Below are 15,134 nucleotides of genomic sequence, written 5' to 3'. Positions count from 1 at the left end.
CTGGCGCGATACCGGGCCGAGGCCATCGTCCCTAGCATGGGAGCCACAAGAGATTCGCCTGCGCAAAGGCGCAACACATTGACCAACCAGCCGGGGAGCTGCCATGACCGCTGTCAAGCCAGAGGGACGCGCCGCCGCGTCCGCGCACGACCTGCCTGACCCCTACGACGCCGAGCGGCCGCTGCTGGCCGGCTGCGCCTGCGGGCAGCATGCCAGCACGGCCGATCACGATGCCGCGATGGCGCGCGCGGTACGGCCGGGCACGGAGGCCACGAACGCGGAAGCGCTCTCCAACCGCCTTCTCGAGGCTGCGCTGGTCAAGGCCATCTTCCCGCAGGAGGCCGTGCGCCGGCGGTTCCTGCGCGCCGTGGGCCGGGGCACGGCCATGGCGGCCATCTCCAGCGTGCTGCCGCTGCATGCGCTGCAGGCAATGGCCCAGGAAAAGCGCGCGCCGGAAAAGCGCGACCTGAAGATCGGCTTCATTCCCATCACCTGCGCGACGCCGCTGATCATGGCGCATCCGCTGGGCTTCTATCGCGAGCAGGGCCTGAACGTGGAGGTCGTCAAGACCGCGGGCTGGGCGCTGATCCGCGACAAGATGCTCAACCGCGAATACGACGCCACGCACTTCCTGTCGCCGATGCCGCTGGCGATGACGCTGGGCGCGGGATCCAACCCGGTGCCGATGAACGTGGCCACCATCCAGAACACCAATGGGCAGGCCATCACGCTGTCGGTGCGGCACAAGGACAAGCGCGATCCGAAGCAGTGGAAGGGTTTTCGCTTCGCGGTGCCGTTCGACTACTCGATGCACAACTTTCTGCTGCGCTACTACGTGGCAGAAGCGGGGCTGGACCCGGACCGGGACATCCAGATCCGCGTGGTGCCGCCGCCGGAGATGGTGGCGAACCTGCGTGCCGGCAATATCGACGGCTTCCTCGGTCCGGACCCGTTCAACCAGCGTGCCGTGTATGACGAGGTGGGCTTCCTGCACGTGCTCACGCGCGATCTGTGGAACGGCCATCCCTGCTGCGCCTTTGGCACGTCCGCCGACTTCATCCGCGCCCATCCCAACACCTTCGCGGCGCTGTACCGCTCGGTGCTGACCGCCTCCGCGATGGCGTGCGACCCGAAGAACCGCCCGCTGATCGCCAAGGTGATCTCGCCGCAGGCCTATCTGAACCAGCCGGAGACCGTGGTCGCGCAGGTACTCACCGGGCGCTTCGCCGACGGCCTGGGCAATGTGCGCGAGGTGCCGGACCGCGCGGACTTCGATCCGATTCCCTGGCAGTCGATGGCGGTGTGGATGCTCACGCAGATGAAGCGCTGGGGCTATGTGAAGGGCGAGGTCGACTACCGCCAGATCGCCGAGAAGGTGTTCCTGCTCACCGACGCCCGGCAGGCCATGAAGTCGCTGGGACAGACCGTGCCGGATGGCGCGTATCCGCGCTTCCGGATCATGGGCAAGGAGTTCGACCCGGCGCGCCCCGACGCGTATCTGGCCAGCTTTCCGATCCGCCGCACGTGAAAGCCGTCCCGGAGCCCGCGATGTCCCTGCCCGAATCCGTCCGCCGCCCGCCTGCCCAGGCGCGCGCCAGCCGCCTGTCCGCTTCGTCGCGGCTTGCCATCCAGGGCGCGCTGCTGTCGCTGCTGATCCTGCTGTCCGTGCTCGGCGTGTGGCACGTCGCCACCATGCCGGCCGCCACGGTCGCCCAGCAGTACACGGCGGAGCAGATCGAGTACATGAAGCTGCTCGGCAAGGACCCCGGGGCGGCGGCCGGTGCCGAGCAGCCGTCCAGCGGCTTTCCCACGCCGGCAGCGCTGGGGCGCACCATCGCCGCCAACCTGTCGCAGCCGTTCTATGACAACGGCCCCAATGACAAGGGCATCGGCATCCAGCTCGGCTGGTCGCTCGCGCGCGTTGGCCTCGGTTTTGCGCTGGCCGCGCTGGTGGCGGTGCCGCTGGGCTTTCTGGTGGGCATGTCGCCGCTCGCCTTCCGCGCGCTGAACCCCTTCATCCAGGTGCTCAAGCCCATCTCGCCGCTGGCCTGGATGCCGATCGCGCTCTACACGATCAAGGACTCGTCGATCAGCGGCATCTTCGTGATCTTTATCTGCTCCGTCTGGCCCATGCTGACCAATACGGCGTTCGGCGTGGCGACGGTGCGGCGCGAATGGCTGGCGGTGGCGCGCACGCTGGAGGTGTCCGCCTGGCGCCGCGCGCGCGAGGTCATCCTGCCGGCCGCGGCCCCCACCATCCTGACCGGCATGCGCATCTCGATGGGCATCGCGTGGCTGGTGATCGTGGCCGCCGAGATGCTGGTGGGCGGCACCGGCATCGGCTATTTCGTGTGGAACGAGTGGAACAACCTGTCGCTCGCCAACGTGATCTTCGCCATCCTGATGATCGGGGTGGTCGGCATGGCGCTGGACATGATGTTCGCGCGCCTGCAGAAGCTGGTCAGCTACGTGGAGTAGGGCGCATGGAACAACCTTTCCTGAAGGTCGAGGCGCTGGCCAAGCGCTATCCCGGTGCCGACACGACGGTCTTCGAGCGCGTCAATTTCGGCATCGCGCAAGGCGAGTTCGTCTGCATCGTCGGCCATTCCGGTTGCGGCAAGACCACCATCCTCAACGTGCTGGCCGGGCTGGAAGCGGCCAGCGAGGGCCACGTGATCATGGGCGGGCGCGAGATCGCCGGGCCGAGCCTGGAGCGCGGCGTGGTGTTCCAGGGACACGCGCTGATGCCGTGGCTCACCGTTCGCCGCAATATCGCCTTCGCCGTGCGGTCGCGCTGGCCCCAGTGGCATGCGGCGCAGGTCGACGCGCATGTCGAGCGCTACGTGGAGATGGTCGGCCTCGCGCATGCCATCGACAAGAAGCCGTCCGCGCTGTCGGGCGGCATGAAGCAGCGGGTGGGCATCGCGCGGGCCTTCGCCATCGAACCGAAGATGCTGCTGCTGGACGAGCCGTTCGGCGCGCTCGACGCGCTCACGCGGGGCACCATCCAGGACGAGCTGCTGCGCATCTGCGCGGCCACGCGACAGACGGTCTTCATGATCACGCACGACGTGGACGAGGCGATCCTGCTTGCGGACACCATCCTGCTGATGGGCAACGGACCCCGCGCCGGCATCGCCGAGGTGGTGCGCAACGTCCTGCCCCGCAGCCGGCAGCGCGCCACGCTGCACCACGACCCCCGCTATTACGCGATCCGCAACCACCTGGTGGACTTCCTGGTCACGCGCGCGAACGGCTACGCCGGCGGGCGCGCGCCCGCGGAACCCCCGGTGGTGTCTCCCGGCAGCGAGCCGCAGCCCGCGCCGGCGGCGTCCGGCCCGCCGCTGGCCCGCATCGCCTGATTTCCGATTCCGCCTACGACACCGAGAGGACAAACCATGAACCGCAGCGACGTTACCGACCTGATCATCGAAGCCAAGGTCAGCAAGGGCATCAGTTGGGCCCAGGTCGCCGACAAGGTCGGCAAGAGCAAGGAATGGACGACGGCCGCGTGCCTGGGCCAGATGGTCTTCGACGACGCCGGCGCCCGGGCCGTGATGGAGATCTTCGGCCTGCCGCCGGAAGCCGAGCCCTGGCTCAAGACCGTACCGTACAAGGGTTCGCTGCCGACCACGGTGCCGACCGACCCGCTGATCTACCGCTTCTACGAACTGGTCAGCGTCTATGGCACGACGTTCAAGGCGCTGATCCACGAGGAATTCGGCGACGGCATCATGAGCGCCATCGATTTCCGCATGGACCTGCAGCGCGAGGCCGATCCCAATGGGGACCGGGTGCGCATCGAGATGTCGGGCAAGTTCCTGCCCTACAAGACGTATTGAGAGACGGATCGAGCGAGGGCTCCTTGCGGGGAGGCGGCGGCCCGGCGCCGCCTCGTCGCCGCGTTCAGCCGAAGAACTCGTTGTAGTAGCGGGCGCAGGTGCCGCCGCGCGCGAACGTATAGGGCAATTCGGCGAACGCGGCCGCTTCGAGCGAGCCTTGCGGGATGTCGAGGTCGAAGTCGGCCTGTTGCGCCTCGGTGTCGTGCTGGTTGTTCTGCTGGGACATGGTATGCCTGCTGGTTTGCGTGCTGATGAAAGGGTATGACGGCATTGCCGTCGCATGCCAAGCATGGTAGCCAACCCCGTCCCAAAGAAAATCCGGGCGGCGAAGAACACACTGTTCCGCTTTTGTCGTCAATTCCGGCCCCCGGCCGCCAAATCGGGCGCTCCGCCGTACGGTGGTTGCGGCACTGCGACGGGACCCATATAGTCCAATGTGATCGCCGCTGCGATTTTGCATCGATCCTGCCGTTGCGCCGGGCCGTTGCACGCGGGCGGCGGCCGGCGACGCGGCATGGGCCGCCTTGCCAGTTAGCATTTCGCTGGACAACTTCGGATGACCGACATGGATCCCACGCTGAACGCGCGCGGCGCGCGCGCGGCAAAGCCCGACGACGCCGATGGCGCTCACGCCCCGGCCGGCGGGCCCCTCGTTTCGGCGCGCATTCGCGCCCGGCTCGAGGCGGCGCGCCAACGCTTCCACGCCAACGACAATATCTCGCGCTATATCGAGCCGGGCGAACTGCAGGCGCTGCAGGACGAGGTGGAAGAGCGGATGACCGAGGTGCTGCGCAGCCTGGTGATCGACGTCGACAACGACCACAATACGCAGGAGACGGCGCGCCGCGTCGCCAAGATGTACCTGAAGGAAATCTTCGCCGGCCGCTATGTCCATGCGCCGGACGTGACGGAGTTTCCCAACGTCGAGCAGCTCAACGAGCTGATGATCGTCGGGCCGATGCGGGTGCGCAGCGCCTGCTCGCACCACCTGTGCCCGATCCTGGGCAAGCTGTGGGTGGGCGTGATGCCCAACCAGCATTCCAACCTGATCGGGCTGTCCAAGTATGCGCGGCTGGCCGAATGGATCATGTGCCGGCCGCAGATCCAGGAGGAAGCGGTGAGCCAGCTGGCCGACCTGCTGCAGGAGAAGATGAAGCCGGACGGGCTGGCCATCGTGATGGAAGCCGAGCACTTCTGCATGCACTGGCGCGGCGTGCGCGACACCGATGCCAAGATGACCAACAGCGTCATGCGCGGGTCTTTCCTGAAGGATGACAGCCTGCGGCGCGAATTCCTGACGCTGCTCAATCTCAACCGACGCTAAGGAGGCGCCGCCATGCTCGTACGTCTGCTTTACGCGAGCCGCGCCAGCGAGCCCGCGCCCGCCACGCTGATGGAGGACATCCTGGCCACCAGCCTGGAAAACAATGCCCGCAACGGCATCACGGGCGTGCTTTGCCATGGCAACGGCATGTTCCTGCAAGCGTTGGAGGGCGGGCGCATGGCGGTATCGCACCTGTACCAGGCGATCGCGCGCGATCCCCGCCACCACGACCTGGTGCTGCTGCACTACGAGGAAATCCTGGAGCGCGAGTTCGCCGGGTGGGCGATGGGGCATGTCAATACCAGCAAGGTCAACGTGGCAACCATGCTCAAGTATTCGCCCCAGGCGCACTTCGATCCCTATGAAAGCAGCGGACGCGCCTCGCTGGCGTTGCTGGGCGAGCTGATCGCCGGCGCGTCCATCGTCACGCGCGCATCGGACCGCCCGATGTATTAGCGGGCTGCCGCGCCAAAAACAAAGCGCGGGTACGAGACCCGCGCTGGTGCGGCGGCCCGGAGACCGACAGCGAAGTGCGCGGCCGGTCAGTCCTTGCCCAGTTCGTGGCCGATCACGCCACCCACGGCGGCGCCACCGATCGTGCCCCAAGGGCTGCCGTCGCTCAGTTCGTGGCCGGCGACGCCACCTGCCACCGCGCCGGCGGCCGTGCAGCCGGTCAGCGCAATCGCAAAGGCACTGGTCATTATCACTATCGCGGTTCTGATCATGTCATGCCCTCCGCGGCGGCGACGGCCGCCGATATGGCTCTACGATAGCCCGCATGCCCGGTCGGCTGGTTAGGCCCGGCGCTGAAAGCCCTGTAGGAACAGGACGACGCTCGCCGGCTACGGGCGGGCCGGATGGGCCAGGAAAAACCGGACCATTTCCGCGCTGGCGTCCGGTCCATCGACATCGGTGTACGACCCCCGGCTGCTGCCGCCCGCCCATGCGTGCGGCGCGCCATGGACGATCCACTGTTCCGCCTCGATGCCATCCGCGGAGCGCAGTTCGTGCCGCGTGTAAGGACGCCCGCCTGGTTGGGCATGCCGCGCGCCCGCCGCGGCGTGGTCGAAGCCTTGCAGGACACGTCCGCCGTTGGCGGGATGGACCGTGGTATCGGCATCGCCGTGGAACACGATCACGGGCCGGCGCGGCGCCGCGCTGCTGGCGGCCGGCCTGCGCCGGCCCGCGCCGCCCTTGCCACCCTTCATCGCGGCCAGCGCCGAGGGCAGGTCTTGCGCGCTGCCATAGGGCAGGCCCGAATGCACCCCCGCGGCCGCGTACAGTTCCGGATAGGTCTGGATCATCACGGCGGCCATGGCCCCGCCGGCGGACAGGCCCGCCACATACACGCGCTGCGAATCCACCCGGTAGCTGGACATGACTTCGCGCGTAATGCCCGCGATCAGCGCCGGCTCCCCGCGATCGCGCTGCTGGTCGCCGGGTTTGAACCAGCTCCAGCACTTGGAAGGGTTGGCGCTGGCCGGCTGGATCGGGTATGCCACCAGAAAGTTGTGCTGTTCGGCAAGCAGATTCATGCGCGTGCCCGCGGCGAAATCGTCGGCATCTTGCGTGCAGCCGTGGAGCATGACGATCAGGGGCACGGGCTCGTTCCCGTAGCCCCCGGGCACATAGAGCTTGTAGTCGCGCTTGCCGGTGGCGCCGGCGTAGGTGCGGCTGCTGAAGTGGCCACTGGCCTGCGCGTCCGTGTGGCGCTGGGGATGTGCCTGCGTGCGCGCGGTTGCACGGGCGCGCGGTGCGTCGTGATCCCGGGCGGCGGCGTCGCGCCGCGCCGGCTCTGCGATGGCCGCATGACCGGCCGGCGCAGGGGCGGACACGCCCGCATCCCCGCCGCGCAGCGCGCGCTGGATCGCTTCTGTCGCTTCGAGCGGACCGCTGGTCCGCAGGATCTGCATGGCTTCCTGCATCGACGCGAGGAAGTCTTCGTTCATTTTCATCGGGTTTTCCGGTTTGGCGATCCGCGGTCAGCGGATGCGCCCGGCCAGCGCCGTCTTGACGGCGGCAGGCGCATGGAAGGCACCCAGCACCACGATCGAGTTGATGGTGGCGAGGGCAAGTTCGGGAGTGACGTCGGTGGCGATGCTGGCAAGCCCCAGCACGTGAATGTCCAGACGCTGGTGCGCCGCCTGGGCGGCCTCGAGGTCCTGACGCGAGAAGTGCTGCAGGCCGAGCACGAGGGCCCGTCGGGTCACCGTTTCGCTGACCGCCTGCGCGTGAAGGGCGAGCTGATTGCGAATGGCCGTGCGAATCAGGTCGGTCCGGTTGGAATAAAACCCCTCCTCGACCAGCAGATCGATCTGGCCAAGATCGACCGGTCCGAGATTGATGGTGATTTTCTCGGTATCGCCCCCCTTGGGGCGCGGCGCGAGGGGAAGTGAGCTTTGATCCGCTTCTTTTGACATATCCATCCAATTAACATCCACTGGGATGGTTATAGGATGGTATAGGGGCGGAGTCAATCGATATTTGCCGCTTGCCGCGCCGCCCCGGGGAAAACCGCGGGGCGGCGCCCGCTTCAGCGCGGCACCAGCTCCAGCCGCTGGCGGCTTTCCTTCTCCACGGCCTTGCGCGTGTAAAGCAGGGGGAAGTACTCGCTCCTCGCCCACACCGGTGCGAGGTCGCGATAGTGCGGGTTGGCCGCGTCACCCGACTGCCCTGGAGTATTGATCACCCGTCCCGCGTCCCAGTTGCCCACGTCCAGCACCATGCGGAACGACGCTCCGGCGGTGAGCCGGTAGTCGCTGTTGCGGTAGCTCGTGTTCATCGGCGTGAAGGCCGAGCCGCCGATGCCGCCCGCGTCGACGTTGTAGCGCTGGCGCGTGGCCTCGTCGGAGATGGCGGACAACGGATGCTCGAAGATGGCGCGGTGCAGCTGTCCCCAGGCGACCAGCTTCTCGCCGCCCGAGCGGCGCTCGTGTTCGGCCATGGCGCTCTTGAGCGAGGCCAGCATGATCTCGTTACGGCGCGCCATGGGCATCCACGGCTGCGGCTGCTCCAGCGCCGCGAGCACGCGGGCGGCATCGCCTGCGCCGACCAGCTTGGCCGCCTCGGGGGACAGCGCGGCCCGCACCACGGCCGCCCGCAGATGGTTGCTGAACCAGATCTCGAACAGCGCGGCCGGCACGCTGTCGGCGCGCAGGTTGCCGTCCCACCCGCGCAGCAGGCCGAGCGCGCGGGCCACCTGCGGATCGGCGCTTTCCAGCCCGGGCAGCAGCGCCACGACGCGCTGCGCGGGCAGCGAGACGGTGTCGTTCTGCCACGCCATCGAGTCGGCCAGCGACGAGATGGGCGCCGCCCCCACCAGCGCCTTCAGGCGGCGCGCGCGCGAGGTATCGCTCCATTCGTAGCCGATGCCCGCGCGGGCGGCGGGGTGGTCAGGCGGAATATTGTTCTCGTTGGCCGTGACCACATAGCCTGCGGCCGGGTTATAGGCGAAAGGCAGTTCGTCCATGTTGCGATAGCCCGCCCATTCGTAGCGGCCATCGCCCGGCACCGGAAACAGGCCGTCCCAGTTCGGGCGCACCACCGTCAGCCCGCCCGGCAGCCAGCCGATATTGCCGCCGCGATCGGCGTAGACCTGGTTTTCGCCCGGCGCGCCCCAACGGTTCATCGCCGCGCGGAACTGGTCCCAGTTTTGCGCGCGCATATAGTCCATCGAGCCGAAGTAAGGCGCCATGCCCTGGTCCAGCCATGCCGCGCGCAGCGCCCATGCCCGGCCGGTGGCCGCGTCCGCATGCAGCACCGGGCCATGGCGGGTGAAGTCGATGGTCACCTTGCGCGGCGCGGCCTCGCCGCGCACGGCGATCTCCTCGGTGACGGTTTCCATCGGTTCCCAGCGGCCCTTGTACTTGTACTCGTTGCGCGCGGCCGGATTGGTCTCGTAGACGTAAAGGTCTTCCTGGTCCATGTAGAAGCGCGTCAGGCCAAAGGCGATGGTGCCGTTGTGGCCGATCGAGATGCCCGGCAGGAAGGGCTCGCCGGCCCCGATGGCGGACAGGCCCGGGGCGTTCAGATGACTGATGTAGCGCAGGCTCGGTGCGCCGTGCGAGCGGTGCGGGTCGTTGGCGAGGATGGGCCGGCCGCTTTGCGTGCGCTTGCCGGCGATCACCCAGTTGTTCGAACCCAGGCTGCGCGCGGTGTCGCTGTCCGCCTCCGCCATCGCATACAGCTCGTGGGCGCTGGTGGCGGCATCGGCAGTGGTCCACGCCTCCTTGGGGAAGCGGGCCGGCGCGGTGGCAAGGCCATAGGCCTTCTTCAGTTCTGCCGCCGGAATGGCGCAGGGGTCCAGCCCTTCGGGCAGGCGCGGCTCGATCGGCGGGTCCAGTTCCCGCCGCAGCCAGTCGGCGCGCGGCGCCTCGCCCTTGGCCTGGCAGTAGAGCTGGGCGCGGTCCGTTTCGCCGGTGAAGTTCAGCGTCAGCCCGTGGTGGCGAATGCGCACGATGTCCTCGGCGCGCCAGCGCGCGGGTTTGTAGCGCAGCTGGCGGAATTCCGCCGGCAGTAGCTCGGGCCGGCTCTCGGTCAGCGCGACATAGGCATTGACGCCGGCGACGAAGGCCTCGGCGACGCGCTTGGCGTCCGAGCCGTAGGCCAGCCATTCGCGGTACATGTCGCCCCGGTACAGTACGGCGCGCGCCATGCGATCGCCCTCCACGTAGGCCGGACCGAAGTCGCGCGCCATCTCGCCCAGTCCCCGCTTGCGCCACAGGTCGATCTGCCACAGGCGATCGCGCGCGGCGACGAAGCCCTGCGCATAGAAGGCGTCGTACAGCGTATTCGCATAGATATGCGGCACGCCCCAGCGGTCCACCAGGATGGTGGCGGGCTTCTCGAGCCCGGGCGCGTCGAAGCGCTCGCCGGCGGGCCGGCTGTCGGCCCATGAGAAACCCGGGGCGATGCCGATGGCAATGGCCAGCGCCAGGGCGCGAGGAGCGGTTGCGAGTTGCATGGTATGTCTCCGTTGGACGGCTTGTTATGGAATGCCCACCGCGGGGCCAGACAACAATAGCGAAATGTCCGCGCCCTGTGGTGGCCGCGCCGCCAACGGTGCGGTCATCGCACGAAAACTGCCGCGCGCCGTAGGACAAGCTCCTCTTGCCATGCGCCGCGCGATGGCACACATTGCCCACTGGGCGCGAAGCGGCGGGCCGCGCCGGACAGGGTTGGACCGCCGCCGCCACCGACTTCCAGGCCACCGATTCCCAGCGCCGCAGCCATGCCGATCATCGATGCGCGTACCCGCGCGGTTCTCAAGCACCCCGGCCGCTTCGTGCTGCTGACGCTCAGTAATTTCCGCGCCAACCAGGGGTTGCTGCTGGCGGGCGCGGTCGCCTACTACGCCCTGCTGTCGATCGTGCCGCTGCTGATCCTGATGCTGATCGGGCTGTCGCATATCGTCGCGCCGGAGGCGCTGCTGGCAACGCTGTCGCGCTATCTGGAATGGCTGATCCCTGGGCAGTCGCGCGCGCTCACCGGAGAACTGGCCAGCTTCATGGCCAACCGCGGCGTGATCGGATGGGTGCTGCTCGCGACCATGATCTTCTTCAGCTCGCTGGCCTTCACGGTGCTGGAGAACGCGATGTCGGTGATCTTCGTGCACCGGGTCGCTATCCGCCGCCGGCATTTCCTCGTGTCGGCGATCCTCCCGTACTGCTACATCCTCGTGCTCAGCGTGGGCCTGCTGATGGTGACGCTGGTCGCGGGCGCCCTGCAGACCATTGGAGAGCGCCATGTGGAAGTGCTCGGCCGCGACTGGTCGCTGGACCGGCTCTCGGGGACGCTGCTCTACCTGCTCGGGCTCGGCGGGGAAGTGCTGTTGCTCACGTCCATCTATCTGGTGATGCCGGTGGGGCGCCTGTCGGTGCGCTACGCGCTCATTGGCGCGATGACCGCGGCGGTGCTGTGGGAAATCTCCCGGCACGTGCTGGTGTGGTATTTCGCGACGCTGTCGCAGGTCGGCCGCGTGTATGGCTCGCTCACCACCGCCATCATCGTGCTGCTGAGCCTGGAGATCGCCGCCACGCTGCTGCTGCTCGGCGCGCAGGTCATCGCCGAGTTCGAGCGCGGCGTCGCCGGGCCATCGGACGAAGGCGGTCCGGACGCGTTCCATACGCATGGCGCGTCTTCTCCGCTTTCGCGGCTGCGCGGCAGAGGCGGGGGCGGAGAGCAAGGGTAACGGTCCGCGCTGCCGCGGCCGGGCAGGACCGCAGCACCACTAAGCGCGACAGGCACCGGATATCGCGCCCTGCGGCGAACAAGCAAAAAAAAGCTCCCCCGAGGGGGAGCGCAACAGAATCCGTCCATGGGATCCCGAGAGAGCTGGCAAGCGGATCAGAAGCGATACGTGGCGCTGCCGACGATGGTGCGGCGCGCGCCGTAGTAGCAGTCGCCGCGGGTCAGGCAGGTGCTCACGTACTCCTTGTCCGCGAGGTTGGTCAGGTTCAGCGCGAGGCGCAGCGGGCCGCGGTCGTAGGCGACCATGGCGTCGAACAGCGTCACGCCGCCGACCTTGTTGTTGTCCGCGCCGTCATAGCTCGGCCCGATATAGCGCACGCCCGCGCCCGTCGAGAAGCCCGGCACGTCGTTTCTGGGCCACGTACAAGTTCAAGCGACGCCATGTTGGACGGCACGCTGGCCAGGCGCTTGTCCAGTTCGGCCGCGGTGCCGGCGATCACGCGCGCATCCACGCCGCGCGTGCGGGCCTCGCCCACCTGCGTGGTCTCCGGCACGCCGTTCACCACGCCGGCCACCTTGCGGTTCTTTGGAAGTCGAAGCGGTGGCCCAGGTAGGTGTAATTGGCCAGCAGAATCCCACTGGTTGTTCAGCGATCGCGCATGTCGAACACGGCCACCGTCAGCATCGCGTTCTTGCCCGGCGGCTGGTACTTGATACCGGCTTCCCACTGCTTGCCGCGCAGCGGATCGAACGGGCGGCCGGACTGGCTGAAGCCGGCCTGGCCCTGGAACGACTCGGAGTAGCTGACATACGGATTGATGCCCAGGTCCGAGCGGTACATCAGACCGGCACGCTTGGTCAGTTCATTGTCGTCGCGCGAGGCCGACGGCGTGTTGTCCTGCGAGGCGCGCGACATGTCGTAGCGCAGGCCCAGCATCAGCAGCCATTTGTTCCACGAGATCTGGTCCTGCATGTACAGGCCGGTCTGCGCCTGCGTGCTCGGGTTCAGGTCGCGGATCGTGGTCGGCGGCGTGAAGTTGCCGTACACGGGATTGAACACGTTGATGGGCGCGGCGGTGCCGCCGGAGCCGGTGCGGCCCGTGATTTCCGAGTGCTGGTAGTCGATGCCGGTCAGCAGCGTGTGGCCGATCGGGCCGGTGGCGAAATTGGCCTGGGCCTGCGTGTCCACCGCAAAGTTGTCCAGCGTGGGCTGGTTCATATAGACCGTGCGGCGCAGCATGGTGTCGCTGCCGGGCACCCAACCGTGCGTGGCGCCGGTAAAGCCCGCCGCATAGATGCTGCGGTAGTCCACCTTGCTGTGCGAGTAGCGCAGGTTCTGCCGCAGCGTCCACACGCTGTTGGCCTTGTGCTCGAACTGGTAGCCGATGGCGGCCTGCTCCGCCCGGAAGCGGTCGTATCCCGGTTCGCTGACGAAGAAGCTGTCCGGAATCTGGCCGGCCGGATTGGCGATCTGCGTGCCGCGCCAGGGCAGGAAGCCCGCCGTGGTGTTGCTGTCGTCGCGCTGGAAGTTGGCCAGCAGCGTCAGCGAGGTGTCCGCGTTCGGGCGCCACGTCAGGGACGGCGCGATCAGGTAGCGGTTGTCCTGGGCATAGTCGATATGCGTATCGCTGTCGCGCGCCAGCGCCACCAGGCGGTACAGCCATTTGCCTTCGGCATCGAGCGGGCCGGTCAGATCCGCCTGCACCTGCTTGCGGTTGTTGTTGCCGAACTGCACGCCGATCTCGCGCGCGGCCTCGGCCTGCGGCCGCTTGCTGACCAGATTCAGGATGCCGCCCACGGCGCCCTGGCCGAACAGCATCGACGACGGACCGCGCAGCACGTCGATGCGCTCCAGCGCGTACACGTCGGTGCGCACGTTGTTGTAGAAGCCCACCTGATTGAGCAGGCCGTCCTGGTACTGCGTGAAGTCGGTGCCGCGGAACTTGCCCCAGTCGCCGCGGTTGTCGTTGCCATAGACGCCGGCCGTGACGCCGGCGGTATAGCCGATGGCCTGCTGGATGGTCTGCGCGCCCTGGGCCTCGATGCGGTCGCGGGTGATCACGGAGATGGACTGCGGCGTCTCCATGACCGGCGTGTCGGTCTTGGTGGCGGTGGTGGCACGCTTGGCCACGAAGCCGAATACGGGACCCGTCGGGCTTTCGTTGCCGGCGTCCGCCCGTACGGTCACCGAGGGCAGCTGCGTCGCGGCCTCGGGGTTCGCCTGTTCCTGGGCGAGGGCGGTTCCGGCGGCCTGCAGGGCGAGGGCAAGCGTGGTCAGACGAAAGGCGTGGTGGCGGCGGCAGGCAGGAGCGCGCTTGGTCATGGTGAATCTGTCTATATTTTGGAAGAGCCTCGTTCCGGGACGCCGAAAAGGCCGGGCGCCGACAGAACGATGTGTTGAGAAATACGAATCGTTCTTAATTGCATCCGCATTGTAACGGAATGTTTTATGGCGGAAGCAACATATTGGCTCGGAGAAGGGGCCTTTCGCGGTACACCGCGCCACAGGAGACCGTGATGCAACTGCCATCCCGCTTTGCGGACCGGCGCGAGGCCGGCCAATACCTGGGTCGCCGTCTGCGCGAACTGGGATACGGCGCCGCGCCGGACCGTGCGCCGCCGCTGGTGCTGGCGCTGCCCCGCGGCGGGGTGCCGGTGGCGTTCGAGGTCGCCCGGGCCATCGGCGCAGTGCTGGACATCCTGATCGTGCGCAAGATCGGCGCGCCGGGATATCCGGAACTGGCATTGGGCGCGGTGGTGGAAGGCGATGCCGCGGGCAGTGCGCCCCATACGGTGGCGAACGACGATGCCTGGACCCGGCGGCTGCTGGACAGCGGGACCTTCGACGCCGAGCGCGGCCGTCAACTGGACGAGATCGCGCGGCGCCGGCAGCGCTACCGCGGCGGAGCACCGGTCACGGCCATGACTGGCCGCGCGGTCATCGTGGTGGACGATGGGGTCGCAACCGGCGCCACGCTGCGCGCCGCGCTCGAAGCGGCCCGCATGGCCGGCGCGAGCCATGTCGTGGCGGCCGTGCCGGTCGGCTCGGAGGAGGGACTGAACACCCTGCGCGCTGCAGCCGACGAGGTCGTCTGCCTCGATGTGCCGCCAAGCTTCGGGGCGGTCGGCGCGTTCTATGTCGACTTCAACCAGACCGAGGACGCGGAGGTGATCGCGCTGCTGGCCGAGGCGCGGGCGATGCAGGCGCCATCGGACGAGGTCGGTCCGTCGTAGTGCGCGCCGCGGCGGCGCGCGCCTGCTAGACGCCCGCGCCCAGCCGCGCCTTCAGATGCGGAATCAATCCGCCCGCGCGCAGCATCGCCAGCAGGAAGCCGGGAATCGGTTCGCACGCAATGCGGCGGCCATCGCCCAGCACCACCGTGGCGGCGTTCAGGTCCAGGGTGGCCTCGGCGCCGTCCGCGAGCGCGGCGGTGTCCCGGCAAACCAGCGCCGGCAGCCCCAGGTTCAGCGCATTGCGGTAGAACAGTCCGGCGAACGAGGGCGCGACGATCGCGGCGATGCCCAGTTGCCGCAGTGCCTGCGGCGCCTGCTCGCGGGACGAGCCCACGCCGAAGTTCTCGCCGGCTACCAGCAGGTCGCCCGCGCGCACCTGCGCCGGGAATTCCGGCCGCAGGTTTTCGAGGCAGTGGCGCGCAATCTCTTCGATCCCCAGCTTCATGTAGGTGCCGGGCGCCATGGCGTCGGTGTCGACGTTGTCGCCGAAGCGCCAGATGCGTCCGGTGGCGGAGGCGGTAACGGCGCGGAGAGGGGACATCTGG

Annotated in this window: 16 protein-coding genes; 8 read left to right on the top strand and 8 right to left on the bottom strand. The window is 68.1% G+C overall.

Features of this window, described 5'->3' with window-relative positions; genetic code table 11:
* The first annotated feature begins 103 nt into the window (after nt 1-103).
* The 4 genes from LDO27_RS06820 to cynS are packed head-to-tail and all read left to right on the top strand — an operon-like array spanning nt 104 to nt 3,842.
* Nucleotides 104-1,528: a CmpA/NrtA family ABC transporter substrate-binding protein gene (locus LDO27_RS06820; RefSeq protein WP_224040548.1), complete on the top strand. Its 1,425-nt coding sequence runs from the start codon at nt 104-106 to the stop codon at nt 1,526-1,528.
* 20 nt (nt 1,529-1,548) lie between these two features.
* Nucleotides 1,549-2,478, top strand: a complete 930-nt coding sequence (ntrB, locus tag LDO27_RS06815) for a nitrate ABC transporter permease (RefSeq protein ID WP_224040546.1) — start codon at nt 1,549-1,551, stop codon at nt 2,476-2,478.
* 5 nt (nt 2,479-2,483) lie between these two features.
* Nucleotides 2,484-3,362, top strand: coding sequence for an ABC transporter ATP-binding protein (locus LDO27_RS06810; protein WP_222204334.1), 879 nt, complete (start codon nt 2,484-2,486; stop codon nt 3,360-3,362).
* A gap of 36 nt (nt 3,363-3,398) precedes the next feature.
* A complete protein-coding gene (gene cynS / locus LDO27_RS06805; protein WP_222204336.1) occupies nt 3,399-3,842 on the top strand; it encodes a cyanase in 444 nt (147 codons plus the stop codon).
* Between the two features lie 64 nt (nt 3,843-3,906).
* Here the strand turns inward: cynS and LDO27_RS06800 are convergent, their stop codons facing one another.
* Nucleotides 3,907-4,068 (bottom strand): hypothetical protein, encoded by a 162-nt coding sequence (locus LDO27_RS06800; protein ID WP_222204338.1) that lies wholly within the window; start codon nt 4,066-4,068, stop codon nt 3,907-3,909.
* Between the two features lie 330 nt (nt 4,069-4,398).
* Between LDO27_RS06800 and folE the strand changes: the two genes are divergently transcribed.
* Both folE and LDO27_RS06790 read left to right on the top strand, forming a co-directional pair.
* A complete protein-coding gene (gene folE, locus LDO27_RS06795) occupies nt 4,399-5,166 on the top strand; it encodes a GTP cyclohydrolase I (protein ID WP_377747288.1) in 768 nt (255 codons plus the stop codon).
* Between the two features lie 12 nt (nt 5,167-5,178).
* Nucleotides 5,179-5,622 carry a BLUF domain-containing protein gene (locus tag LDO27_RS06790; protein WP_224040545.1) on the top strand — a complete coding sequence of 148 codons (444 nt, stop codon included), beginning with the start codon at nt 5,179-5,181 and terminating at the stop codon, nt 5,620-5,622.
* 86 nt (nt 5,623-5,708) lie between these two features.
* Here the strand turns inward: LDO27_RS06790 and LDO27_RS06785 are convergent, their stop codons facing one another.
* The 4 genes from LDO27_RS06785 to LDO27_RS06770 form a co-directional block, all read right to left on the bottom strand.
* Nucleotides 5,709-5,867 (bottom strand): glycine zipper 2TM domain-containing protein, encoded by a 159-nt coding sequence (locus LDO27_RS06785; RefSeq protein ID WP_377747287.1) that lies wholly within the window; start codon nt 5,865-5,867, stop codon nt 5,709-5,711.
* A gap of 141 nt (nt 5,868-6,008) precedes the next feature.
* Nucleotides 6,009-7,121 carry an extracellular catalytic domain type 1 short-chain-length polyhydroxyalkanoate depolymerase gene (locus LDO27_RS06780; RefSeq protein ID WP_224040543.1) on the bottom strand — a complete coding sequence of 371 codons (1,113 nt, stop codon included), beginning with the start codon at nt 7,119-7,121 and terminating at the stop codon, nt 6,009-6,011.
* A gap of 27 nt (nt 7,122-7,148) precedes the next feature.
* Nucleotides 7,149-7,592 carry a CopG family transcriptional regulator gene (locus tag LDO27_RS06775; protein ID WP_224040540.1) on the bottom strand — a complete coding sequence of 148 codons (444 nt, stop codon included), beginning with the start codon at nt 7,590-7,592 and terminating at the stop codon, nt 7,149-7,151.
* Between the two features lie 107 nt (nt 7,593-7,699).
* Nucleotides 7,700-10,129: a penicillin acylase family protein gene (locus tag LDO27_RS06770; RefSeq protein ID WP_224040538.1), complete on the bottom strand. Its 2,430-nt coding sequence runs from the start codon at nt 10,127-10,129 to the stop codon at nt 7,700-7,702.
* 267 nt (nt 10,130-10,396) lie between these two features.
* Between LDO27_RS06770 and LDO27_RS06765 the strand changes: the two genes are divergently transcribed.
* Nucleotides 10,397-11,356 carry a YihY/virulence factor BrkB family protein gene (locus LDO27_RS06765; protein WP_222204349.1) on the top strand — a complete coding sequence of 320 codons (960 nt, stop codon included), beginning with the start codon at nt 10,397-10,399 and terminating at the stop codon, nt 11,354-11,356.
* Nucleotides 11,357-11,511: 155 nt separating this feature from the next.
* Here LDO27_RS06765 and LDO27_RS25625 read toward each other — a convergent pair whose 3' ends face one another.
* Both LDO27_RS25625 and LDO27_RS06760 read right to left on the bottom strand, forming a co-directional pair.
* On the bottom strand, nt 11,512-11,760 hold the full coding sequence (locus LDO27_RS25625; RefSeq protein WP_322790809.1) for a TonB-dependent receptor: 249 nt from the start codon (nt 11,758-11,760) through the stop codon (nt 11,512-11,514).
* A gap of 241 nt (nt 11,761-12,001) precedes the next feature.
* Nucleotides 12,002-13,678: a TonB-dependent siderophore receptor gene (locus tag LDO27_RS06760; RefSeq protein ID WP_322790808.1), complete on the bottom strand. Its 1,677-nt coding sequence runs from the start codon at nt 13,676-13,678 to the stop codon at nt 12,002-12,004.
* A 194-nt stretch (nt 13,679-13,872) separates the two neighbouring features.
* Between LDO27_RS06760 and LDO27_RS06755 the strand changes: the two genes are divergently transcribed.
* Nucleotides 13,873-14,589 carry a phosphoribosyltransferase gene (locus tag LDO27_RS06755; RefSeq protein ID WP_224040536.1) on the top strand — a complete coding sequence of 239 codons (717 nt, stop codon included), beginning with the start codon at nt 13,873-13,875 and terminating at the stop codon, nt 14,587-14,589.
* 25 nt (nt 14,590-14,614) lie between these two features.
* Here LDO27_RS06755 and LDO27_RS06750 read toward each other — a convergent pair whose 3' ends face one another.
* Nucleotides 14,615-15,130 (bottom strand): LeuD/DmdB family oxidoreductase small subunit, encoded by a 516-nt coding sequence (locus LDO27_RS06750; RefSeq protein ID WP_224040534.1) that lies wholly within the window; start codon nt 15,128-15,130, stop codon nt 14,615-14,617.
* Nucleotides 15,131-15,134 lie beyond the last annotated feature (4 nt).

The organism is Cupriavidus respiraculi (assembly GCF_914271545.1).
In the GTDB taxonomy this organism is placed as follows: Bacteria; Pseudomonadota; Gammaproteobacteria; order Burkholderiales; family Burkholderiaceae; genus Cupriavidus; species Cupriavidus respiraculi.
This window is presented reverse-complemented; position numbering and strand designations above follow the sequence as displayed.